General features: G+C 52.7%; 19 protein-coding genes. 11 read left to right on the forward strand and 8 right to left on the reverse strand.

Features of this window, described 5'->3' with window-relative positions:
* The first annotated feature begins 102 nt into the window (after nt 1-102).
* A complete protein-coding gene (locus AC1931_RS12265; protein WP_483877558.1) occupies nt 103-765 on the forward strand; it encodes a PilZ domain-containing protein in 663 nt (220 codons plus the stop codon).
* Nucleotides 766-827: 62 nt separating this feature from the next.
* Here the strand turns inward: AC1931_RS12265 and AC1931_RS12270 are convergent, their stop codons facing one another.
* From AC1931_RS12270 to AC1931_RS12285, 4 genes are read right to left on the reverse strand one after another with little or no spacing between them, the layout of a single operon-like run.
* A complete protein-coding gene (locus AC1931_RS12270) occupies nt 828-1,070 on the reverse strand; it encodes a hypothetical protein (RefSeq protein ID WP_483877559.1) in 243 nt (80 codons plus the stop codon).
* A gap of 12 nt (nt 1,071-1,082) precedes the next feature.
* Nucleotides 1,083-2,081, reverse strand: a complete 999-nt coding sequence (locus AC1931_RS12275; RefSeq protein WP_483877560.1) for an ATP-binding cassette domain-containing protein — start codon at nt 2,079-2,081, stop codon at nt 1,083-1,085.
* A complete protein-coding gene (locus AC1931_RS12280; RefSeq protein ID WP_483877561.1) occupies nt 2,081-2,773 on the reverse strand; it encodes a GTP-binding protein in 693 nt (230 codons plus the stop codon). Before AC1931_RS12280 ends, AC1931_RS12275 begins: the two co-directional genes overlap by 1 nt.
* A gap of 1 nt (nt 2,774) precedes the next feature.
* Nucleotides 2,775-4,016 (reverse strand): ABC transporter substrate-binding protein, encoded by a 1,242-nt coding sequence (locus AC1931_RS12285; RefSeq protein WP_483877562.1) that lies wholly within the window; start codon nt 4,014-4,016, stop codon nt 2,775-2,777.
* Nucleotides 4,017-4,221: 205 nt separating this feature from the next.
* Here AC1931_RS12285 and hcp point away from each other — a divergent pair, with 205 nt between their 5' ends.
* The 3 genes from hcp (at nt 4,222) to dnaB (ending at nt 8,058) form a co-directional block, all read left to right on the forward strand.
* The gene (gene hcp / locus AC1931_RS12290) at nt 4,222-5,850 is read left to right on the forward strand and encodes a hydroxylamine reductase (protein WP_483877563.1); all 1,629 of its coding nucleotides are present in this window, start codon (nt 4,222-4,224) and stop codon (nt 5,848-5,850) included.
* 241 nt (nt 5,851-6,091) lie between these two features.
* On the forward strand, nt 6,092-6,487 hold the full coding sequence (locus tag AC1931_RS12295; RefSeq protein ID WP_483877564.1) for a phosphoribosyl-AMP cyclohydrolase: 396 nt from the start codon (nt 6,092-6,094) through the stop codon (nt 6,485-6,487).
* 200 nt (nt 6,488-6,687) lie between these two features.
* Entirely contained in the window at nt 6,688-8,058 is a 1,371-nt protein-coding gene (dnaB, locus tag AC1931_RS12300) for a replicative DNA helicase (protein ID WP_483877565.1), read from the forward strand.
* Between the two features lie 12 nt (nt 8,059-8,070).
* Here dnaB and AC1931_RS12305 read toward each other — a convergent pair whose 3' ends face one another.
* From AC1931_RS12305 to dusB, 3 genes are read right to left on the reverse strand one after another with little or no spacing between them, the layout of a single operon-like run.
* Complete coding sequence (locus tag AC1931_RS12305; protein ID WP_483877566.1) at nt 8,071-9,513, reverse strand: sigma-54-dependent transcriptional regulator; 1,443 nt, start codon at nt 9,511-9,513, stop codon at nt 8,071-8,073.
* Nucleotides 9,514-9,537: 24 nt separating this feature from the next.
* Entirely contained in the window at nt 9,538-10,653 is a 1,116-nt protein-coding gene (locus AC1931_RS12310; RefSeq protein ID WP_483877567.1) for a two-component system sensor histidine kinase NtrB, read from the reverse strand.
* On the reverse strand, nt 10,650-11,630 hold the full coding sequence (gene dusB, locus AC1931_RS12315) for a tRNA dihydrouridine synthase DusB (RefSeq protein ID WP_483877568.1): 981 nt from the start codon (nt 11,628-11,630) through the stop codon (nt 10,650-10,652). The genes AC1931_RS12310 and dusB overlap by 4 nt, the downstream gene beginning before the upstream one ends.
* 369 nt (nt 11,631-11,999) lie before the next feature.
* On the opposite strand from dusB, the gene AC1931_RS12320 reads away from it, so the two are divergent.
* Together AC1931_RS12320 and AC1931_RS12325 are read left to right on the forward strand one after the other, a co-directional pair.
* Entirely contained in the window at nt 12,000-13,313 is a 1,314-nt protein-coding gene (locus AC1931_RS12320) for a citrate (Si)-synthase (RefSeq protein ID WP_483877569.1), read from the forward strand.
* 193 nt (nt 13,314-13,506) lie between these two features.
* Complete coding sequence (locus AC1931_RS12325; RefSeq protein ID WP_483877570.1) at nt 13,507-14,178, forward strand: YiaD family glycine zipper/OmpA-like lipoprotein; 672 nt, start codon at nt 13,507-13,509, stop codon at nt 14,176-14,178.
* 74 nt (nt 14,179-14,252) lie between these two features.
* On the opposite strand, the gene AC1931_RS12330 is transcribed toward AC1931_RS12325, so the two are convergent.
* Nucleotides 14,253-15,047 (reverse strand): class I SAM-dependent methyltransferase, encoded by a 795-nt coding sequence (locus AC1931_RS12330; RefSeq protein WP_483877571.1) that lies wholly within the window; start codon nt 15,045-15,047, stop codon nt 14,253-14,255.
* Nucleotides 15,048-15,215: 168 nt separating this feature from the next.
* On the opposite strand from AC1931_RS12330, the gene AC1931_RS12335 reads away from it, so the two are divergent.
* The 5 genes from AC1931_RS12335 to AC1931_RS12355 all read left to right on the forward strand — a co-directional run bounded on the left by AC1931_RS12335 (nt 15,216) and on the right by AC1931_RS12355 (nt 22,967).
* Nucleotides 15,216-16,409, forward strand: a complete 1,194-nt coding sequence (locus tag AC1931_RS12335; protein ID WP_483877572.1) for a class I SAM-dependent rRNA methyltransferase — start codon at nt 15,216-15,218, stop codon at nt 16,407-16,409.
* Nucleotides 16,410-16,437: 28 nt separating this feature from the next.
* Nucleotides 16,438-18,216 carry an ATP-binding protein gene (locus AC1931_RS12340; protein WP_483877611.1) on the forward strand — a complete coding sequence of 593 codons (1,779 nt, stop codon included), beginning with the start codon at nt 16,438-16,440 and terminating at the stop codon, nt 18,214-18,216.
* On the forward strand, nt 18,197-19,585 hold the full coding sequence (locus AC1931_RS12345) for a sigma-54-dependent transcriptional regulator (RefSeq protein WP_483877573.1): 1,389 nt from the start codon (nt 18,197-18,199) through the stop codon (nt 19,583-19,585). Before AC1931_RS12340 ends, AC1931_RS12345 begins: the two co-directional genes overlap by 20 nt.
* Before the next feature lie 205 nt (nt 19,586-19,790).
* Nucleotides 19,791-20,819 (forward strand): TAXI family TRAP transporter solute-binding subunit, encoded by a 1,029-nt coding sequence (locus AC1931_RS12350; protein WP_483877574.1) that lies wholly within the window; start codon nt 19,791-19,793, stop codon nt 20,817-20,819.
* Between the two features lie 63 nt (nt 20,820-20,882).
* The gene (locus AC1931_RS12355; protein ID WP_483877575.1) at nt 20,883-22,967 is read left to right on the forward strand and encodes a TRAP transporter permease; all 2,085 of its coding nucleotides are present in this window, start codon (nt 20,883-20,885) and stop codon (nt 22,965-22,967) included.
* The last annotated feature ends 119 nt before the right edge of the window (nt 22,968-23,086 follow it).

The raw sequence follows: 23,086 nt of genomic DNA on the forward strand, positions 1-23,086 counted from the left end.
TATTCCGGCGGCCTTTTTTCGTCTATGACGGTGATGTTATGATGGTGCTGGTTAAGCAGCGAACGATTCCAGGAACGTTTGATCAGTGAAAGTGGGGCTGTCATGCTGATGATGAAGTGTCCAAAATGTCAGAACTATATTTGTTCTGCCTTGCTTGCTGAGTTACAGGTGATCGTCTGTGACCAGTGTCAGACGCAGGTTCCGGTTAACAATGTCCTGATTTCTTCCAACGGTTTTACCTTTGAGCGCAACGATCTGCTTAAGCGTTTCTATCGCTATCGTAAGCTTCTTGATGAGGTGATTGAGGAGCGCAATACCATGAGCACCAGGGGCAGTGCCTCTGATGTGAGTCTGCGCAGTATCGAGAAGTTCATGTCGGTATTGCAGGGGATGATGGCTGGGGCCAGGGATCACTACCGTTGCGAGTTTGCCCAACCCATTCCGGTTAAGCTACGGTATCTACAGCAGGAATGTGCCGGCACCATCTACAACATGAGCATGGATGGTGCCTGCATCGAAACTGCCGGCAGAAATCCGCTGCCACGGGTTAATGGGATTATCACCTTAAGCTTTCAATTGCCGCAGCAGGATCATACCCATATGATAACCGGTGAAGTCTGCTGGACCCAGAAGGGTGAGGGCGACGGCAAGCGCGGGCATCACTCAGGTGTGCGCTTCACCTGTTTAGATGAGCCTTCCCGCGATCTTCTCTGGCAGTATATTTCGACAATGGCGCAACAGAAATTGTCAGCAGAACAAAAATAGGATCCCGCCCCTTTCCCATTTGTTATCGATAAAAAAGGGCTGGCCCAAGTCCGGTGCCCAGTCTAATAGTTGATTCCCGCGGCCTGGATGCTCTTGGTATCATGAGCATGGCAGGGAGTGACGCCGTACACCATGCCGCAGTGCGGACAGCGATATTCCAGGGTCGTCATGGTGACGGTCTGATCACATCCACTGCAGACGATGTGAACCTCTTGCGGCAGACTGTAGTTTGAAAAACCCATCAGCCGCAATTTGTCCACTACCCTTGCTCCATCTCCTGCCTGTCCTTGACAGCCATCGTGCATTATATTTCTCCTCTAGAGTTGCTCCAACGTTTCACCGGAACGAATCCGGTTGCGTAACGCCAGAAGCTGGTTGTCCATTTCTTCGAGACGCTGCAGATTGCGGCGCTCCGCGTCGTTTGCGTTGATGACCTTGGCGATGCCACCATTTTTGATCACCAGTCGGCGATCACCCATCAGCGCCAGAATCGGATCGTGGGTCGCCATCAGGACGATTTTTTCTTCACGAATAAGCAGGTTCAGGGCCTTTTTGCGATCAATCCCGGCATTTTCGATTTCATCAATCAGGGCAATGGGGGATTTGCTCAAAAAGGCCATATCAGCGATCATCAATGCCCGCGACTGACCACCGCTCAAGGCGGTTACCGGAGTGTCGGGACGAAACTGCTCGCCGGCCAACAGATTCGCCTGTTCCAGAATTTGGGCAACCTTTTCCCGGGGGTTGGTCACCAGGCGGCTTTCGGCATGCATCTGGATGAATTCTTCAGCGGTCAGATCCATGACGAAGTTCATGTTCTGCGACAGTTGCGCCACCAGCTTGTGCTCAGTGGAAAAACGCCACTGACTGTCCGGTGCCTGATCGTTGATCAGGATTTTGCGTCCGGTCGGGGTGTCCCCCTGGGCCACCCATTCAATGTCGGCCAGCAGGCGGCTTTTGCCCGACCCGGTGGGGCCGACGATGCAGGTTACTTCCCCCGGTTGCAAGGTCAGTTCAACATCTTCAGCCTCTCCGGATTTATTGCGTCCACCGATGATGGTCAGGGACTCGACTTTGTCGAGGGGTTTGCGCAGGGCGAGCATGCCGTTCAGGAAATCATCAAGGCTGCGTCGAAGTTGCTCGCGGCTGAGGCCCAGATCCTCAAGCAGATCGGGGTTTAACTGATCAAGGTAGTGCTCAAGGCTGTCGTTGCTGGCAACCACCGTCAACCCGAACGAACTGAGAAAGTCCTCAATGTAAGGATGCTCAGCCAGGGTGGCGGGCAGGGGCTGCTGATACAGGGCTGCGTGTCTCATTAATTGTCCTCCATATCCATTTTGCGAACATTCCCGGTCTGATATTCCTCACCGATGCGGGTTTCACCGAGACAGTAGGAGCACAGGGCGGCCGGCATGGAGAAACGCAGGGTCTTGCCTTTTAAGGTGTCGATGTCGGAGGCGGCTTCAAACAGGCTGGTCAACTCAAATGCCCCCTGGCCGGTAATGCCGTTGATATTCATAATTACGGCGCCGGGGTTGACCTGCTTGACGCGGGAGGCAAAGACCTCGCGTTCGGCCTGAGAGACGATGTCGCCCTTGGTGATGACGACGATATCGGCAGATTTCAGCATCGGCCCGATTTTTCGTGGGGTATTGACCCCGCTTAAATTATCGATGACGCAGATGGCAGTAATGTCGTTGATGTGCGGTGAACAGCGATTGCACAGACCGGCACTTTCGCTGATCAGGTAATCACAATCATGTTCCTTGCCCCAGGTGACACACCCTTCAATATTGCTGACAAAATAGTGATCGGGGCACAGGGCACCCGAGAGCCCTTTTTTTACCAGTACCCCTTTTTTGGCATAGAGGCTGTCATCATCGGTGAGCAGGCAATCAAACTTGACGACGCCGATTTTATGATTGCGTGTCTGCAGGGCTTCGATAACGCGCAGGATAACCGAGGTTTTTCCCGCTGAGGGTGGGCCGGAGACCGTTAGAAATCGCATCTTAAGCTCCTTCAGTGATGCCCAGGGCATCTTCAAAGATCTTGTTGGTGTTATGGATCAGGGCGCCAATGTCATGCTGGTAGATATAGTCCCAGCCAATCCATTTCCACGGATGGTTTCCTTCCAGTTTATTGTCAACCTGGGGGTTGAGGGAAGGGAACAGACCTTTGTGGGCCAGTATTTCACCGACATCTCGACCACTTAAAAATTCGGCAATGGGGCGGGTTCTGTCAAGGGTAGAGCGCTTGGTCAGCATGAATATCGGGCTGACTACGGCACCATCCTCCGGCCAGATAATTTCCAGGCCTTTGACCATGCGCGCCATTTTGGTGAAGAAATAGGGCATGATGGTGACGTAGGGTTTGGCTTCGCTCACCCGTTTGGCATTTTTCACCATCTGTGACGGGTGCATCGATTTGAGCATACAGCGCCCCAGCTTTTTGACCCCTTCCTCACCATGCTCTTTATGGATTGCCAGTAAGATGGCATTGAAAAGATCGAAGTCGCCGACCGGTAGAGCGACCTGCTGGGCAAACTCCGGTTCGAGTAGATCGGCCCAGGTGCGCGGGATCGGCAGATCACCGCGCACATCATGATTAATCATGAAGACAGCGGGAACTGCGGCAACAATTGAGTAATCGCCTTTGGGATCACGGATATCAAGGCCGTCAAAATCGCGGTTGACGGCAACGCCGCTGATATCTTCAAATACCCCCTGATTTTTAAAGCGGCCAATGGTCTTGTGGTCGAAAAAAGTTTCAAAGCCGGCGGAAACAAAGATGTCCGGCAGCTTCTGCGGATCTTCAATGCTGCGAATATTGTCAGCAATCCAGTCAGCCCCAACCGAGGCAGCTTCCAGCTTGTAGCTGACCCGGTGGCCGGTTTCGGCAGTGAATTGTTCAATGAAAGCATCAAAGCCCTCCAGCAACGGCAGCCGGACCGGGCAGGGGAGCAGCCCGGCAATCCGAATATCGCCGTTATCATGGTTGGTTTTTTTCATGGTGATATCGGCTTGATTCCTGCTCAGGGCAATCTGGTCGCGCAGCAGGGCCATGAAGTTCTCGAGGTCATAGTTTTTTATCAGGGCGGCGCGCTCCAGTTTTAAAAAAGGAGCGATCGCGTTGCGTTGCTTTTCATCACGAAAGTTATCGAACCCGTTGGCAATGAAGACCTCCAGGGTCTCCGGCCAGTGCTGCAGAATATCTTTAATGGTCATGTCTTTATTGAGGATCATGGTGGTCATCTTGGTTCTCCTTGGCTGATGTGGGCCTGAGTGTAGGAGCAGTGCGGGTAAAATAAATTGATTCAGGTCAAGAAGAAAAAAAAGATTTTTCTGTTATGCTTTTGATCTATATCAATTTCTTTTTATTCAGATTGCGGCAATGTGGGCTTCAGGAAGCGATAGTAACAACAACCCACAACCAACCATTAAGTAAGGAGAGCGTTCTATGAGTATGTTCTGTTACCAGTGTCAGGAAACAGCAAAAGGAACCGGTTGCACCATCGCCGGTGTCTGTGGCAAGAAGGAAGATACCGCCGGCCTGCAGGATCTGCTGGTCTATACCCTTAAAGGACTGGCGGTTGTCGCCGAGGAAGCAAAGAAACAGAACAAGCTGGATCCGGCGATCGGGCTGTTCATCTGCCAGAGCTTCTTTGCTACTATTACCAACGCCAACTTTGATAACGCCCGCTTCGTTGATCTGATCAAGGCCTCTGTCGCCAAGCGTGACGCCCTGAAGGCAGCCATCGGTTACAGTAGTGACCTCGATGTTGTCAACTGGAACGGCCCCGAGAGCGATTACGCTGCCAAGGCGGCCGAGGTCGGCGTATTGTCCCAGCCCAACGAAGATGTGCGCTCCCTGCGCGAACTGCTGATCTATGGTCTTAAAGGGATGGCTGCTTACGCCGATCACGCTGCGGTGCTCGGTTTTGAGAAACCGGAAATCTATGATTTCATGATTTCAGCTCTGGCAACGACAACCCGCGATTTGAGCGTTGATGACATGGTCGGCCAGGTACTTAAGTGTGGTGAGGTTGCGGTCACCACCATGGCACTGCTTGATGAGGCCAACACCACCACCTACGGCAATCCTGAAATCACCACGGTGAACCTGGGCGTGCGCAATAACCCCGGCATTCTGATCTCCGGCCATGATCTCAAGGACATGGATGAGTTGCTCAAACAGACCGAAGGCACCGGGGTCGATGTGTATACCCACAGCGAAATGTTGCCGGCCAACTATTATCCTGCTTTCAAGAAGTACGATCACTTTGTCGGCAACTACGGCAACGCCTGGTGGCTGCAGGACAAGGAGTTCACCTCCTTTAACGGCCCGATCCTGATGACCACCAATTGTATTACCCCGGTAAAAGAAGCCTACAAGGATCGCATCTACACCACCGGCATGGCCGGCTGGCCGGGGGCGACCCATATCGCCGATCGTCCTGAAGGGGGCACCAAGGATTTCTCGGAAATTATTGCCAAGGCGAAAACCTGTGCCGCTCCGACCGAGATCGAGACCGGGACCATCGTGGGTGGCTTCGCCCATGCCCAGGTGATGGCCCTGGCCGACAAGGTGGTTGATGCCGTCAAGTCCGGAGCCCTCAAGCGCTTTGTGGTGATGGCCGGCTGTGACGGGCGTCAGCCTGGCCGAAGTTACTTCACTGAAGTAGCCGAGGCATTGCCGAGTGATACCGTCATTTTGACTGCAGGTTGTGCCAAATATCGCTACAACAAGCTCAACCTTGGTGATATCGGCGGCATCCCCCGGGTTCTCGATGCCGGTCAGTGCAACGATTCCTATTCACTGGCTTACATCGCGCTGCAGCTTAAGGAAGTGTTCGGCCTTGAGGATATCAACGATCTGCCAATCTCTTATGATATCGCCTGGTATGAACAGAAAGCAGTTGTCGTCCTGCTCGCCCTGCTCGCGTTAGGAGTCAAGCACATCCGTCTGGGACCGACCTTGCCGGCCTTCCTGTCACCGAACGTTGCCAAGGTGCTGGTGGAAAATTTCGATATCAAGCCGACGGGTGATGTCGCCAGTGATGTTGCTGCGATTATGGCAGGAAACTGATACAAAGATAAACCTCTAAGAAAAATTGTCAGCATCAACCCTGGTAATTACGCCGGGTTTGATTGGCAGGCAGCTATGGTAAAACGGGTGTCGGATTTTTTCCGGCACCCGTTTTACTTAATGCGTTGAAATGCCCGGTATTTTGGTGTTTTTTTAATAAAACTGTCCTTGAAGTTTTGAAGACTTGTTGTCAGAATGCGCGTGTTCAACATTTTTAATCTGAAGGGCGGCAGTTGAATCTATGGATAGGGACTGGTTGGAAGAGGGGCGGGAGCTGTGCATCGACTTTGCCAAGCGTGGAGGTGTTGTTCCAGCAGTTGTTCAGGACGTCGCCGATGGACGTATCCTGATGCTGGCCTATGTTAACCGCCAGGCACTGGAGGTCAGTCTGGAAAAAGGGATGGCCACTTTCTGGTCAACCTCGCGCGATGAGCTCTGGACCAAAGGGGAAACCTCCGGCGATTATCTCAAAATTATTGATATCTATATCGACTGTGATCAGGATGCGCTGATCTTCAGGGTTGCGCCTCAGGGGGGCGGGGCTTGTCATACCAGGCATCCTGAATCAGGGCAGACGCGCTCCAGCTGTTTTTATCGTAAACTTAATCTTGCGAATGGCAGTTTGCAGTTGCTTTAGCCGTTTCATAGAAAAGCTGACGTGGCTGTACAGAGCGTCCGGAGATGTGGACGCCGGTATTCTGAAAACGGTTCTTTTGCGCCGTGCTCGCGCCAGTCAGTCGGGTTGAAGCAGAGGGTCTTTTGGGGGCCCTCTTTTTGTTTTGTGTCGGTGCTTTTTCCTGTTATCTTGCCGACATCGTCAGTTGTTGGGAGAAAAATATGTCCGAATCATCTTCACATCGGTTGCCACCTCAGAATCTCGAAGCAGAAATGTCGGTACTGGGCGGGGTGATGCTGGAAAACGAGGCGCTCAACCGCGCCTTGGAAGTACTGGTGCCGAGTGATTTTTACCGTGAGAGTCACCGCAAAATATTCAATGCTCTGATTCGCCTGTCCGAGCGCAACGAGCCGGCTGACCTGGTGACCCTGACCGCAGAACTTAAAGCGCGTCAGGAGCTGGATGCTGCCGGCGGCAGTGGGTATCTGGCAACCCTGGTTGATTATGTGCCGACTGCTGCCAATATCTCCTATTACTGTAAACTGGTTAAAGAAAAGGCAGTGGCACGCAAGCTGATTGAAGTGTCAACCGATATCGCCACGCAAGGGTACGATGGCGGTGATATGGAAGAAATCCTTGATCGCGCCGAAAAGGCCATCTTTGAGATTGCTGAAAACCGTACCCGTCCTTCCTATTTTCCGGTTCGGGAAATTCTCAAGGACACCTTTCGTACCATTGAAAAACTCTATGAGCGCAAGGAATTGGTCACCGGCGTCCCCACCGGCTATCTTGATCTGGATAAAATGACCGCCGGTTTGCAGCCCAGTGATCTGATTATTATCGCTGCGCGACCATCCATGGGGAAAACCGCCTTTGCCCTTAACCTGATTGAATATGCCACTACCCATGACGACAACCCGCTGCCGGCGGTTGTGTTTTCCCTGGAAATGAGCAAGGAACAGCTGGTTCAGCGGATGCTCTGTTCGCTGGCCAAGGTTGATGCCGGCCGCTTGCGTACAGGCCACCTGGGGGAGTCAGACTGGCCTAAACTGACGATGGCAGCAGGCCAGCTCAGCGAAACCCAGATCTTTATCGATGACACCCCGGCGATTTCCGTGCTTGAATTGCGTTCCAAGGCCCGGCGTCTTAAGGCTGAGTACGGGCTGGGGTTGATTATTGTCGATTATCTGCAGTTGATGCGGGGCAGTAATCCGGAGAGTCGGCAGCAGGAAATTTCTGAGATTTCACGATCCTTAAAAGCGTTGGCCAAGGAATTGTCGGTGCCTGTTGTCGCGTTGTCACAGCTTAACCGCTCACTTGAAAGCCGGACCGACAAGCGCCCGGTGATGGCTGACCTGCGTGAATCGGGTGCTATTGAACAGGATGCCGACGTGATCATGTTTATCTATCGCGAAACGGTCTACTGTGAAGATTGCAAGAGCCGCGAAAAAACCTGTGAAAAAGGGCATGAAAAGGATGCGGAAATTATCGTCGGCAAGCAGCGTAACGGGCCGATCGGCACCGTTCATCTGACCTTCCGCGGCGAGTTTACCCGTTTTGAAAACCAGGCACGGCGCGAGGAAGGGTATTAGTACCACATGGTATTAATCACCGTTGGCGCGTTTGACCTCAATATTGAGCGTGTTGATTTTTTTGCGCAGGGTATTGCGATTAATCCCGAGAATTTCCGCGGCGCGTACCTGATTGCAGCGCGCTTTTTGCAGGACAATATTGATCAGCGGGCGTTCAATCTGATGCAGAACCATCTCATAGAGATTGTTCATCTCGGTTAAATCCATCTGTGCCAATGAGCTTTGGAGTTTACGACAGACCAGCGCTTCGAGTGAGTCCTCGTTGGGGTGCACCCCTTTCTGGGTGTCCAGATCAGGGAAATCCGTTGGTGTCAACACGTGATTGGGGCACAGCAGGGAAGCACGCTTAATGGTGTTTTCCAGTTCGCGCACATTGCCGGGCCAGTGGTGACCCTTGAGTAGCTCAAGTGCCTGGGGACTGCATTCAATGGCATCAATACCGAAATCCTGCCGCGCTTTCTGCAGAAAGAAGTCGACCAGGGCCGGAATATCCTCCCACCGCTCACGCAGCGCCGGCAATGCAATCGGGACGACGTTAAGGCGGTAGTAGAGATCCTCCCGAAAAGTTTTTGTCTCGACCTGTTCCGTCATGTTCTGATTGGTCGCGGCGACAATGCGGACGTTGACCTTGATGATTTGCTGGCCGCCGGTGCGGGTGATCTCCTTTTCCTGCAGTACCCGCAACAGCTTTGCCTGTAATTCCAGCGGCATGTCGCCGATCTCATCAAGAAAAAGGGTTCCCCCCTCGGCTTGTTCAAATTTTCCGGTCTTACGATCAGTGGCGCCGGTAAAGGCGCCCCGTTCATGACCGAACAGTTCATTTTCGAGTAATTCACGCGGAATGGCGGCACAATTCAGGGCAATAAATGGCTTGCCCAGGCGCGGGCTGTTCATGTGGATGGCGCGGGCGATCAGTTCCTTGCCGGTGCCGCTTTCACCGGTGATCAGCACAGTGACATCAGATCCTGCAACCCGGCCGAGGGTTTTGTAGACGGTCTGCATGGCCTGGCTGTTGCCGATGATGCTGCGACCGAAACTGTACTGGCTCTGAATTTCACTTTTAAGTTGATCGATCTGTTCGGTAACCTCTGCGGCTTTGGTGGCCTTTAAGATGATCGCATCCAGCGCGCTCAGATCGAAGGGTTTGGTCAGGTAATCGTAGGCGCCGTTTTTCATGGCGGTGACGGCATGTTCCATGGTTGCTTCGGCGGTCATGATGACAACCAGGGTGGCCGGATACTCTTCGCGAATAAATTTGAGAACGTCAAGGCCGTTTGTGCCGGGCATTTTGATGTCAAGAATGGCAAGATCGTAGCGGCGTTCTTGAACCATCTTCCTGGCCTGATTGCCGTCCTCAGCCACCTCAACATCGAAGCCCTGTTTTTTCAGGGCTTTGGAGAGAACCCAGCGGATGCTCTCTTCGTCATCGGCAACAAGAATGCGTGAAATAGCCATGGGTTTTTGCTCCTCGTTAGGTGCTTATTCGCCACGATCTGTGCGCAAGAGCGGAAGCGAGATCGTAACAATCGTGCCACCATCAGGATGTTCATCGAAGTGCAGCAAACCACCATGGTCGGCAACAATCTTCTGGCAAATTGGAAGTCCAAGGCCACTGCCACCTTCTTTGGTCGTATAAAAGGGTGTAAATACCTGTTCTATCTCCGTACGCGAGAGACCGGGGCCACGGTCGCTGATGCGTACCTGAACCAGGGGGGTTGGGCGAGAACCTTCGACACTGAGATAATATTCGCCATCGATTCTGGTTTCAATGGTTATCTCGGTATGATCGAAAGATGCTTCCCAGGCATTTTTGAGCAGGTTAAGAAACAGGCGGTTCAGCAGGTCGCTATCACCGTAGATAGGTGGAATGCTCGGGTCAAGGAGTAGCTTGAAATCGATGTGCTTAGCCTGGGCGCTGTGACGGTGGAGAGTGATCATCTCATTGAGCAACTTGTTGATGTTGACCGGCTCCAGACGGTTGCGGCGCGGAGCAGCGAGATCAAGCAGTTCGACAATGATGCGGTTGATACGCTCGCTTTCACGGATGATCAGGCCGGTGTATTCCTGCAGCTCAGGCTGTTCATTCAATTCCATCTGCAATAATTGCGCTGCACCTTTGATGCCTCCCAGGGGATTTTTGATTTCGTGGGCGAGTCCGGCAGCCATTGTGCCGACCATGGTGAGGCGGTCGGCATGGCGCACTGTCTCTTCCAGTGAGCGCACCTGGGTTAGATCGTGCATAATGACAATCGCCCCCTGTTGCTGCCCATCAGGGGCAAGGATCGGTGAGACACTGACACTTAAATGCCGCTTGCGACGGCGTCCCAGGGATTCAAAGGTTACGGCCTCGTGATCGGACAGGGAGCGCCCTTCACGCAGACAGGTTCTGGCAAGATCACAGAGGCTTTCCTGTTGCTGAAAACAGTCGCAAAATACCTTGCCCAGCGCCTGTCTTTCAGAAAGCCCGGTAAAATTCTGGGCCGCCGGATTAAAGAGGATAATCACCCCTGCTTGATTTATGGCAATAACCGCGTCTTCGATGTTGTCGATGATAGAATAGTAGTCTTCCAGCATCAGCCTGTTGGTCGGAGTCATCGGTGGTGATCCTGCTGAAAAAAATGATTTGTCAGGTCAACAAGTTGGGGAAGTTGTCGGCATGACTGAACCTCTGATCTGAAGTGACCGGCACCCTCCAGGCCACGCGCATACCAGCTGATATGCTTGCGCATTTCGAGTAGTGTTTTATCATCCCCAAACTGTTCGCGGTGCAGTTCAAGCTGGTGATGAATCATCGCCAGCTTGTCGGACACGCTCGGATAGGTGACCGGGTTGCCTTGCAGGGCATCATTGAGTTGTCTGATCAGCCACGGGTTACCATAGCCGCCACGGCCAATCATCAGCCCATCACAGCCGGTTTCATAGTACATGCGCAGGCCATCATCAACAGTCACAATGTCACCACTTCCAAACACTGGTATATTGAGGGCCTGCTTCAATTCACCGATATGTTTCCAGTCTGCCCGACCGGCAAAACCCTGGCAGCGGGTGCGCGGGTGAAGGGTAATGGCATCCACACCTTCCTCCTGGGCAATGTGACCAACTTCAAGGAAGTTAATATGATGGAGATCCCATCCCGATCGGATCTTGATAGTCAGAGGCCCGGTAACGCGCTGACGAACGGCCTTCAGGATGCGGGCGATCAAGCCGGGATTCTGCAGCAGGGCGCTGCCGGAACCGCTGCGAATGACTTTTTTTACCGGGCATCCCATATTCAGATCGACCAGAGCCGGTGCACCATCAATCCTCGCAACGGCCTCGGCAAGCACCAGCGGGTCACTGCCAAACAGCTGAATTCCCAGCGGATATTCATCGGGATGAGTGATCAGCAGTTGCTGTGTTCTGGCGCCATCACGAATCAAACCGTTGGCGCTGACCATCTCACTGAAGACCAGGCCGGCGCCGCAGGACTTCATAATGCGGCGATAGGGCAGGTTGGAAATCCCGGCCATGGGAGCCAGGATCACCGGGCTAGTGAGGGTCAGGGATTGTATAGTTAATGGATTTTTTTGCATAAATTTTGTGCATGGTATCATTGCTTCGGAAGCGCGCAAAGAAAAAAATCGGGGTGTTGTCGCCAAAACAACGGTAAAATACGAGGTTAGGCTCGGTGGATACAGTATACAATTTACAACTTGACAATCAAGGGGTATGTTGTTAGAACATCATTTGGGAAGTACAGCTGTTTGCAACCCCTCCGGTCGCCTCCTTGAGGTCCCGAGGTTCTGGCTTCCCGTGCATTTCTGGCATATCTGATCATGCTATGGATCGTAGGTTCTCGGTTCATGATCGTTGATCCATGTATTCCGCTAGGCGGAGTTTTTTTCCATGGCCCGTGAGGGCATCAATAAGCTGTTTATAACACCCACAAAAGGAGAGAGATCATGTCCACACTGAAGCAAGTACTGGCGCAAAAAATTGCAGATCATCGTCCTCGCACCACCAAACTTGTCAAAGAGTTCAGTGATGTCAGCCTTGGCGAAGTGACCATCGGTCAGGCCATTGGCGGCGCACGGGGCATCAAGTGTCTGGTAACTGACGTTTCTTATCTTGACCCGATGGAAGGTATCCGTTTCCGTGGCAAGACGATTCCTGAGACTTTCGAAGCCCTGCCCAAAGTACCAGGCAGCGAATACCCCTACGTTGAGGCCTTTTGGTACATGCTGCTGACCGGCGATGTGCCGACCATGGAGCAGACCCTTGAAGTCGTCGAAGACTGGAAGAAGCGTTCTCAGGTTCCTCAGTACGTCATCGACGTTCTGCGTGCTCTGCCCCGCGATTCCCATCCGATGGCCATGTTCTCCTCAGCGATCATCGCTATGCAGCGTGACTCAGTTTTTGCCGCAACCTATTCTTCCGGCAAGTTCAACAAAATGACCTGCTGGGAAGACATGTATGAAGATGCCAATAATATGATGGCCAAGCTTGGTCCTATTGGTGCCTACATCTACCGCATGAAGTATATGGGTGATACCCACATTGAAGCCGATCCGAAACTTGACATGGGTGGTAACTTTGCCCACATGATGGGTATCCCCGCGCCGTATGATAATGTTGCCCGCATGTACTTCATTGTCCATTCCGACCATGAGTCCGGCAACGTTTCTGCTCATACTACCCACCTGGTAGCTTCTGCTCTGTCTGATGCTTATTATGCCTACAGTGCCGGAATCAATGGCCTGGCCGGCCCACTCCACGGCCTGGCTAACGAGGAAGTGTTGCGCTGGACCCAGAATTTCATGAGTCATCTGGGCGGCGAAGTACCAACCAAAGAGGGCCTCAAAAAAGCTCTGTGGGATACCCTTAACAGTGGTCAGGTTATTCCCGGTTACGGTCATGCCGTTCTGCGTAAAACCGATCCCCGTTATTCGGTCCAGCGCGAGTTCTGTCTCAAGACCGAAGGTCTTAAAGACTACCCGCTGTTTAAACTGGTGAGCATGATTTTTGAAGTTGCCCCCGGCGTGCTCACCGAGCATGGCAAAGCCAAGAACCCCTGGCCGAACGTTGATGCTCAGTCCGGTGTTATCCAGTGGTACTATGGCGTAACCCAATATGAGTTCTACACCGTTCTGTTCGGTATTGGCCGTGCACTGGGTTGCCTCGCTAACATCACCTGGGACCGTGCTCTGGGTTATGGCCTTGAGCGTCCCAAGTCGGTTACCACTGAAATGCTTGAAAAAGCTGCTGGAATCAAGTAATCAGCCAACATATCAATTCATTATCGATGATTTTCGGGGGGCTCTTTTGAGCCCCCTGTTTTTTTTGGTTCATCGCATGACTGCTATGGCGGGTTAGGTTATAATTCGAAAAACGGCTGTCTGTCGAGCCGATAAGGTTAAAAGCCAATATCGCTACCAAAGCGAATAGTAATCAACCCCAAGGAGAATGATAATGATCAACAGATCTGTAATCCCGGCACTTGTTGTCACCGTGCTGGTCGGGTTAGGTGGATGTGCTGCCAACACAACCCACGAACAAACGAAAAAGGGCGCCGGTATCGGGGCTTTTCTTGGCGCCGCTTCTGGTGCCATCATTGGTTATCAGAGCGATAAAAAAAGTGGCGCGTTGCGTGGCGCCCTGATAGGCGGCGCCGCCGGTGGTGCTCTGGGTGCTGGTGTCGGTGCTTATATGGACAAGCAGCAGACCGAGTTTGAGCAGCAGCTTGCTGATGAGCAGGCTCAACATCAGATAGAAATTGAGCGGCAGCAGAATGAGATTCTTAAACTTACCATGAGCAGTGGGGTTGGTTTTGATTTTGACTCAGCGACGGTCAAGCCAAGCTTCTACTCTCCCCTCAACAAGATAGCTGATATTATGAATCGTTATCCGCAGACTGATATTGTCATTGTCGGTCACACCGACAGTGTTGGTAACCCGGATTACAACCTGGGCTTGTCCTTGCGTCGGGCCAATGCTGTCGCTGATTATCTGATGGATCAGGGGGTGGCGCGTTTCCGCCTGTCAACTGAGGGGCGCGGCCAGTTAGAGCCGATGGCTTCCAATGAGACAGCGACAGGCCGGGAGCAGAATCGGCGGGTGGAGATTTACGTTGTTCCAAACTGATTGTTGTAATCAACAGGATCTGACGATAAGAAAAAAAGAGCTTCTGACAACTTCAAGAAGCTCTTTTTTTTACCTTACTTTTTCTCTTTTTCCTTGCGCGTTGCGTAGATCAACAGCTTCTGATCAGTGAAGGTTTCAACTTCGCCGGCGAATGACTCAATTTTGAAAAAGTCATGCACCTTGGGCGATGCTTCCATGAAGAATTTGTTCAGTTCCTGGATTTTGACGCGGTTCAGTCCAGCTGTCTTTACCCATTCCTGAAAATCATGGACTTTTGGAATAATCAGCGTTTCCTGCAGGATCAGCTCGGCATCCTCAATCATCTGCCGCCATTCCCCGTCACTGAAAGCCTTGACGTGGGTGGGATTGCGCAACTGTTCCATGGTCTGGAAGAATTCTGCTATTTCAGGATCTTGCGGCAGCAGTGTGTCTATGATAACCATGCGCCCGCCGCGCCGTAAAACCCGATGAAATTCACGCAGGGCGCGGGGGACATCGGCGAAATGGTGTGAGGCGATGCGGCAGGTCAGCAGGGTAAAGGAACCGGCCGGAAAGGGAAGGTCTTCAGCGTCGGCCTCGCGAAAAATGACGTTGTCGACAAGACCCTCTTCGGCGATGTGTTCCTGAGCTTTTTTGAGCATCTGCATGGTCAGATCGGATGCAACAACCTGACGCACCATGGGGGAAAAAAACAGCGCCATATGACCACCGCCACAGGCAACATCGAGCATGTTATCATCCTGGGTTGGTTGCAGCAGCCGCGCCGCCTCCTCGAGATCCTGCCCGCCGGTAAAATGTGTTGCTTCAACAAAAGCAGTGGCTGTTCTGCCGAATTGCTCACGAATTCGATTTTTGAATTTTCTGTCCATTGGTACATCCTGTTGGGGTATGTTTTTTTTGCGCCAGTATAGCATCAGACTTTGCTATCTTAGCAGATATTGACCGGTGGAAATTGTTTTTGCCGTTAATTTTTTTGAAACCATTTTTTTTCTGCGGTTGCGGAGGTCAAGGATCTGATGCGGCGGAAGGATCAAGCGATGAAAAAATGTCTTGTGGGGCCGGAAACCAAACGCGTATTGCTACAGGGCCATCCCTGGGTGATCGCTGATCGCTACACCCGTCAATGGCCTGAAGTGATCAGCGGAGAACTGGTCATGCTGGTCGATGAGCAACGGCAACCTCTGGCGGTGGCAATCTGTGATCCACAAAGCCGTATCGTGGCCCGTCGTCTGCCTGGCGACCCGGAAAGAATCAGTACCCTCTGGCTGGAGAAACAATTTCAAGACTGCCTGACATTGCGTCACCACGCCCTGCTCGGTGATAGTGATTGCTATCGTCTGGTGAATGGAGAGGGAGACGGCCTGCCGGGAGTAACCGTTGATCGCTACGGTGACTACCTGATGCTGCAATTTTACACCACTGCATGGGAGGCTTATCAGAGTGAATTAGTGGCGGCACTGGCAAAGGTTTTTCAGCCAACCGGCATCTATCTGAAGTATCGTCCGCAACAAACCCGCAAACTCGAAGCTCAAAATCAAAGTCGCCAGAAAAATGAACTCCTGGCCGGATCTGCCGCGCCTGAGGTTTATCAGGTAAAGGAGGATGGCCTCTATTATCAGGTCAATCTTCGGCGTGGACTGCATACCGGCCTGTTTCCGGATCAGCGCCGTAATCGCCGGGAGTTAATGCCGCGGGTCGCAGGAATGCGGGTGCTTAACCTCTTTGCCTTTACCGGCGCCTTTTCAGTGGCTGCTGCGGCCGCAGGCGCCAGCCGAGTTACCAGCGTCGATGTGTCGGAAAAATATTTGGGCATAGCCCGTGAAAATTTCAGGACCAATCGGATTGACCCGCAACAACATGAATTTATTGTCGGTGACGTTTTTGCTGAATTGGCAAGGATGCAGACCGAAGGGCGCCGGTTCGATTGCATCCTGTTTGACCCCCCGTCTTTTTCAACAACCAAAAAAAGCCGGTTTTCTACTCAAGGAGGCACAGCCGATCTGGTATCAGCGGTGTTGCCATTATTGTCCGCGGGAGGCTTGCTGGTTGGATCGTCAAATCATCAGAAAGTATCCCTGGACGATTATCTCAAGGAATTGCGGCGCGGGACTGCCGAAGGAAATCGACTGAGAACTATTTTTGTCGGTGGTCAGCCCGAAGATTTCCCTTGCGATGTCGGTTTTCCGGAAGGGCGTTATCTCAAGTTTGTCATCAATGTGAAGGCATTTTAACGTCGACAAGGAGCCCTGTGTGAGCAGGATGTCCAAAAAACTTATGCTTCCCTTGGGGATCCTGCTGATAGGGACGGCTGCCCTGCTACTGGTGTGGCAGGTGAGCCGATGGGTCTACCAGGGCACTCTTGATGGGTTGATTGCCAGTGGTAATGACCGGATGACACTGTATACCGGAACACTGCGGAGCGCTCTCGATCATTATGCTTATCTGCCCTATGTCCTGTCGACGAATCAACAGGTGCATGATCTGTTACGGGGAACGCAAAGTGCTTCGGAGGTCAGTGTCGCTCTCGAACTTTTGAATAGGGAGGCAGGTTGCGAGGCGCTCTATATCATGAATGATCTGGGGACGACCCTGGCATCAAGCAACTGGCGCGATCCGCTTAGCTTTGTCGGTCATAATTACGGCTTTCGTCCCTACTTTTCGCGCTCTAAAGCAGGGGAGCAGGGACGCTATTTCGCTATTGGTGCCACTACCGGTCATCCGGGTTTTTTCATGTCCCACCCGATTCGACAGGGTGAGCGGGTTGTCGGGGTTGCCGCCGTCAAAGTTGATCTCACCGATCTTCAGGATGAATGGCGGGAAGGGGGAGAAACGGTCCTGGTCAGTGATACCAACGGCGTGTTTTTTCTTTCGAGTTATAACAACTGGAGATACCGGACCCTGGAACCTTTAACCGAGGCCCAGCGGATACTGATTCAGGCAACTCGCCAGTATGGACGGCAACCCCTTGAACTGCTTCCTCTGGAAGGGGTCGATCTGCTCGCTGACGGGCAACGGATCGTCACTTTGGAGGGAACCCGTTACCTGATGATGTCACGGTCGTTGTACGATCTCAGCTGGCAGATTCATTACCTGCTCCCCCTTGCGGCGGCGCAGGAACGCGCTCGTGCCGTGTTGATCATCGGGGTTGTCCTGTCGCTGCTGATTTTAGCTCTGGGGATGTACCTGCGGGAACGGCGGCAGAAACTGATTTCACGGCGTAAGGCACGGGATGCTGTGGCCCTGGCTGAAATGAATAAACGCCTGCAAGAAGAAATCGATGAGCACAACCGGACCGATAAAGCCCTGCGCGAGGCCCAGGCAGAGCTGGTTCAGTCGAGTAAGCTGGCCGCTCTGGGCCACATGGCGGCAGGCATCGTGCACGAATTAAATCAGCCGATCGCAGCGATCAGAACCCATGCTGCAAGTGGTCGTTTGCTGCTGGAACGACAGGAAAACGATAAATTACGGTCCACCTTGACGGCAATTACCAGAATGACCGAACACCTGGGTTCAATTACCGTGCAATTGAAAACCTTTGCGCGTAAATCGCCGACGGTACGAGAACCGATTGTCTTACAGGAGTGTCTTGAGGATGCGTTGTCGATGACGTCAGCCCTGATCAGCGAGGAAGGAGTCTCCCTGGTAAAAGATCTGCCGGATGCCCCCCTGGTGGTTCACGGGAACCGCGGACGTGTCAATCAGGTTCTGGTTAATCTGATCAGAAACGCCGTTGATGCGATGCAAGCTCAGGTGATCAAAAAATTACACATTTCCATGACCGCCGACCAACGGCAGGTCGCGCTATCAATAGCTGATAGTGGTGCCGGGATTCGTGATCAGGATCGGGAAGAAATTTTTACCCCCTTTTTTACCACCAAAGAAGTTGGTGAGGGGCTCGGGCTCGGGTTGTCGATTTCTTATCGGATTATCACCGACCTTGGCGGCTCGATTCGTGCCCTGAACAATAAAGAGGGTGGTACGACATTTATGGTGATTTTTCCAGGAGGTTCTGTAGTGGATGGTAGCGATGGTCGGTAACGGGTGCCTGGAAGTTATTCTGGTCGATGATGACGTTGAAATGCGGACAGCGACAGCGCAATGGTTTGAGCTTGCCGGCTACCAGGTCCGGAGCTACCCCCATGCCGTTTTGGCCTTGTCCGATATTGTTCAGGGGCTGCGGGGTGTTGTCGTCAGCGATGTGCGGATGCCGAAAATGGGGGGTATGGAGTTTCTGGAACAGGTTAATGGCGTTGATCCCGATATCCCGGTGGTGCTGATTACCGCCCATGGTGATGTTGCCATGGCGGTGGAGGCCATGCGCCAGGGAGCCTATGATTTCATTGAAAAACCTTTTGACCCGGAGCGACTGCTTGAAGTTATCCGCCGCGCTTGTGAGAAATATCGGTTAATTATGGAAAACCGTCAGCTGCGACGACGCCTGGCCGGCCCGGTTTCCATCGAACAGCGTCTGATCGGAACCAGTGCCGTCATGAAGCGGCTGCATGAGGAAATCCTCAATCTGGCGGATATCAACGCCGCGGTTCTGATTCAAGGAGAGACGGGAACCGGTAAGGAAGTTGTGGCACGTTGTCTGCACGATTTTGGAGCACGCCATGAACAGCGTTTTGTCGCTGTCAACTGCGCGGCGGTGCCGGACTCGGTATTTGAGAGTGAATTGTTTGGTTACGAAAAGGGGGCCTTTACCGGTGCTGATCAGCAGCGGATCGGGCGATTTGAATATGCCAACAAGGGCAGCCTGTTTCTTGATGAAATCGGATCCATGCCGCTCGCGCTGCAGGTAAAGGTGTTACGTGTTCTGCAGGAGCGTGAATTACTGAGGGTCGGCAGTAATGAATCTCACTCCCTTGATATCCGCCTGATCTGCGCTACCAATAAAAATCTGCGGGAAGAATGCGGCGCCGGGCGTTTTCGAGAAGACCTGTTTTATCGGATCAATGTGGTAGAATTAAACATTCCTCCCCTGCGGGAGCGGGGAGAAGACGTTTTACATCTGTTCGACTTTTTCGTTGGGCAGGCCGCCGAAGCTTACCGGCGCCCCTTTGTCACCCTCAGCAGTCATGACGCCGCTCTTTTGCTGGAGCATGACTGGCCGGGCAATGTCCGCGAGCTAAAAAACATGGCCGAGCGATTTGTTCTGTCATCACTACCTATGTCTCAGCGGCTGGCCTCCATGTTGTCCGGCTGTGAACAAGATGTTTCAGCAGCGCACAAGACCTCTTTGCAGGAGCTGATGCGGTTACATGAACGCGCGCTGCTGGATCATGCATTGTTGCGGCATCAGGGTGATGTTCAGGCGGTGATGGACGAACTGGGTCTGCCCAGGCGCACCCTCAATGAGAAAATGGTCCGGCACCAGCTCGATCGCAGGAATTATGTTGGGGGGTAAGCAGAATTCAAAATGCAGGAGTCGGCAAGATCTTGCCGATGGTTTTTGCAGAATGGGCAAGATCTTGCCGTGCTCTTTGTTTGTACACCCATAAACAGGTATAATGCCCTTTGGCACAATGATTGCTGTTTCACGGGAGCACATATAGAAAAGTGTTTTATTTTTTTAATGCTTCCATTAACCCAATTCCTTCAGGAGGAAAAGAATGAACAGATTGCGTTGGATTGCCTCGAGTTTGTGTCTGTTTGTGCTGATGTTTTCGTTTACACTGGTGACGCCTGAAAGGGTTGTTGCCTCAGAGCGCGACTATCTGTTGGCGACGGCATCGACAGGTGGTACCTATTATCCGGTAGGGGTTGCGCTTTCAACCTTGATTAAAGTCAAGCTGCAACCTTCTCAGCAAATTGGTATGTCGGCGATCAGCTCAGCCGGCTCAGGTGAAAATATCAAGCTGATGAACGACGGCGAGGTTCAGTTCGCTATTCTTCAGGGTCTTTACGGCGCCTGGGCCTGGAACGGCACCGGGGACTATGAGACTGTGGGTCCTCAGCGCGAGCTGCGCGCAGTGACCATGCTGTGGCAGAATGTTGAGCATTTTACCGTCCTCAAGCGTTTTGCCAAGACCGGCACCGCTGCTGATCTGGTCGCCATGAAGGGGGAGAACATGGCCATGGGGCCACGTAATTCAGGGACTCTCGGTTCCAACAAGACCCTTCTCGGGGGCCTTGGTGTTGATATTGAGACAGATTACAACCTGGCCTATGCCGGCTATGGTCCGTCCGCAGATGCCTTGCAGAATGGTCAGGTTGCCGGCATGAGTACCCCGGCCGGTGCTCCGGTCAGTGCGGTAACGCGGACTTTTGCGACTATGGGCGACGATGTTGTCGTGCTCGATTTTACCGACGAACAGATGATGCAGGCCGACAGTGGCATGGAACTCTGGACCCGTTATGTGATTCCCGCCGATACCTACCCGGGTCAGACCAAGGAGATCAATACCATTGCCCAGCCTAATTTCCTTGCTGTGCGCGCCGATATCGATGAGGATGCTGTTTACCAGATCACCAAAACAATCTATGAAAACCTGTCATTTCTTAATGCCATTCATAGCGCAACCAAGGTGATGGCGATCGAGAAGGCTCTCGCCGGTTTACCGATGCCATTGCATCCGGGTGCCTTGAAATACTACCGTGAGGTCGGTCTTAATATCCCCGCCCGCCTGATTGTTGAATAACCCTGATTTTCTCTTTACGACCGCCCGAACGGGCGGTCGTTTTTTTTCTTCGGAGCCGTCTGTATGTCTGTTAATGAAACCGAAGTCCATCCAATGGAAAGCTGGGCACTATTAATCATCGGGGTTGCAGTATCCTTGATGCATATCTGGTTTAATGTGTTTGCCGTGCTTTCCAGCCTTTGGCAAAATGCGCTGCACTTTGCCGGTTTTGCCCTACTGGCGGCTATTGCCTACCCCCTGCGTCGTAACGGGCCGTTATTGTTGCGCCTGTTTGATGTCTGCCTGGGAGTCATGGCGGCGGCTTCGGCGATTTTCCTGATTGCCCGGGAGGATGCCATCTATGCCCGTGGAATCTATCTGGTGCCGGCAGAGTGGGTCGCAGGGATTATTGTCGTTCTCTGCGCCATTGAATTCACCCGCCGGGTAGCCGGCTGGTTCATTCCGGCACTGATTGTCGTCGGGCTCACCTACGTCGGCTGGTGGGGGAGTGAGTTAACGGGCATGTTTCGTTTTGCCGGTCTTTCGCCTGAAACCCTGTTGTTCCGCAGCATCTATGGCGACGATGCGCTGTTCGGCACGATTGCCCAGATTTCCTCGTCATATGTTTTCATGTTTCTGCTGTTCGGCGCGTTTTTGTTGCGTTCCGGCGCCGGAGATTTTGTTATCGACATGGCGCGCGCGGTTGCCGGGCGGCTGGTTGGGGGGCCGGGCTTTGTGGCGGTCATCGCATCCGGGCTGATGGGAACCATTTCCGGCTCGGCGGTTGCCAATACCGCTTCGACCGGGGTTATTACGATTCCGCTGATGAAAAAAGCCGGTTTCCCGCCCAAGTTTGCTGCCGGCGCCGAAGCGGCCGCTTCGACGGGTGGGCAATTGATGCCGCCGATCATGGGTGCCGGTGCGTTTGTTATGGCAACGTACACCCAGATTCCCTATACCACCATTGTTCTGGTCAGTATTCTGCCGGCCTTTTTGTACTTTGCCAGCGTTGGTTTTTTTATCCGTATTGAAGCCAAACGCAGCTATGTGACGGCGTTAGACGACGAAAAAATTTCTTTTCTCGAGGTTATTAAAAAGGGAGGGATTGTTTTTTTGCTGCCTATCGGTATTTTGATCGGTCTGCTGGTTTACGGTTTTACCCCAACCTATGCTGCCGGTTACAGTATGATTGCGGTGGTCGTTTCTTCCTGGTTAACCCCCAACAAGATGGGTCCGAAGGCCATCATCGAAGCCATGGCCCTGGGGGCAAAAAACATGATCATGACAGCAATTTTGCTGTGCACCATCGGGCTGATCGTTAATGTTATTACCACCGCCGGTATCGGTAACACCTTCTCGTTGATGATCAATCAATGGGCCGGACACAGCCTGTTGATTGCTATTGGTCTGGTTGCTCTGGCGTCTCTGGTTCTGGGGATGGGTCTACCGGTAACCGCCGCTTATATCGTGTTGGGAACCCTTTCAGCCCCGGCTCTACAAGGATTGATCGCTGACGGGATGCTGGTGAAGGCGCTGGTCAGTGGCCAGATTCCGGAAGCGGCGAAGACCTTCTTTATGCTGGCGGTGCCGGAAAAGCTGGCACTGATTGGTGAACCCATGTCGGTGGCTACAGCGCGCTCTATTATCGACGCTGTTCCCTACGATATGGCCAATCTGGTGCGCGAATCGGTGCTCAGTGACCATACCCTCACCTTTGCCCTGCTGTCAGCGCACCTGATCGTTTTCTGGCTCAGCCAGGATTCCAACGTGACACCGCCGGTTGCTCTGGCAGCCTTTGCCGCCGCCGCGATTGCCGGTTCCAAGCCGATGATCACCGGTTTTTATTCATGGAAGCTGGCCAAGGGGCTCTATATTATCCCGCTGTTATTTGCCTATACTCCATTTATTGGAGGTTCATTGTTTCAGGATCTGTATATTTTCTTCTTTGCCCTTTTTGGTTTGTACGCTTTTGCGGCCGGCATTGAGGGATTCATGGAGGCCAGACTTAACCTGGTTTTTCGTGTGCTCACTTTGCTGTCTGCGGCGCTCTTGCTGTGGCCGACGGGCTGGTGGGTCAATGTCGGCGGCTGGTTGATGCTGATGACTATTATTGTCCTTAATAAGCGTAAGGATATCGCAGAAACAGCAAGAAAACTGGCTGCTGCCTGATTTATTTCCCCGTCTTTAATCCTTCTGCAACGCCCGGATCTGTCCGGGCGTTGTCATTAGCGGTGGACTTCCGGAACGCATCGGTTACAATCAAAACAGCTGAAAACGCTTATTTAGAG

It is taken from the genome of Pelovirga sp. C15f, from assembly GCF_057178085.1.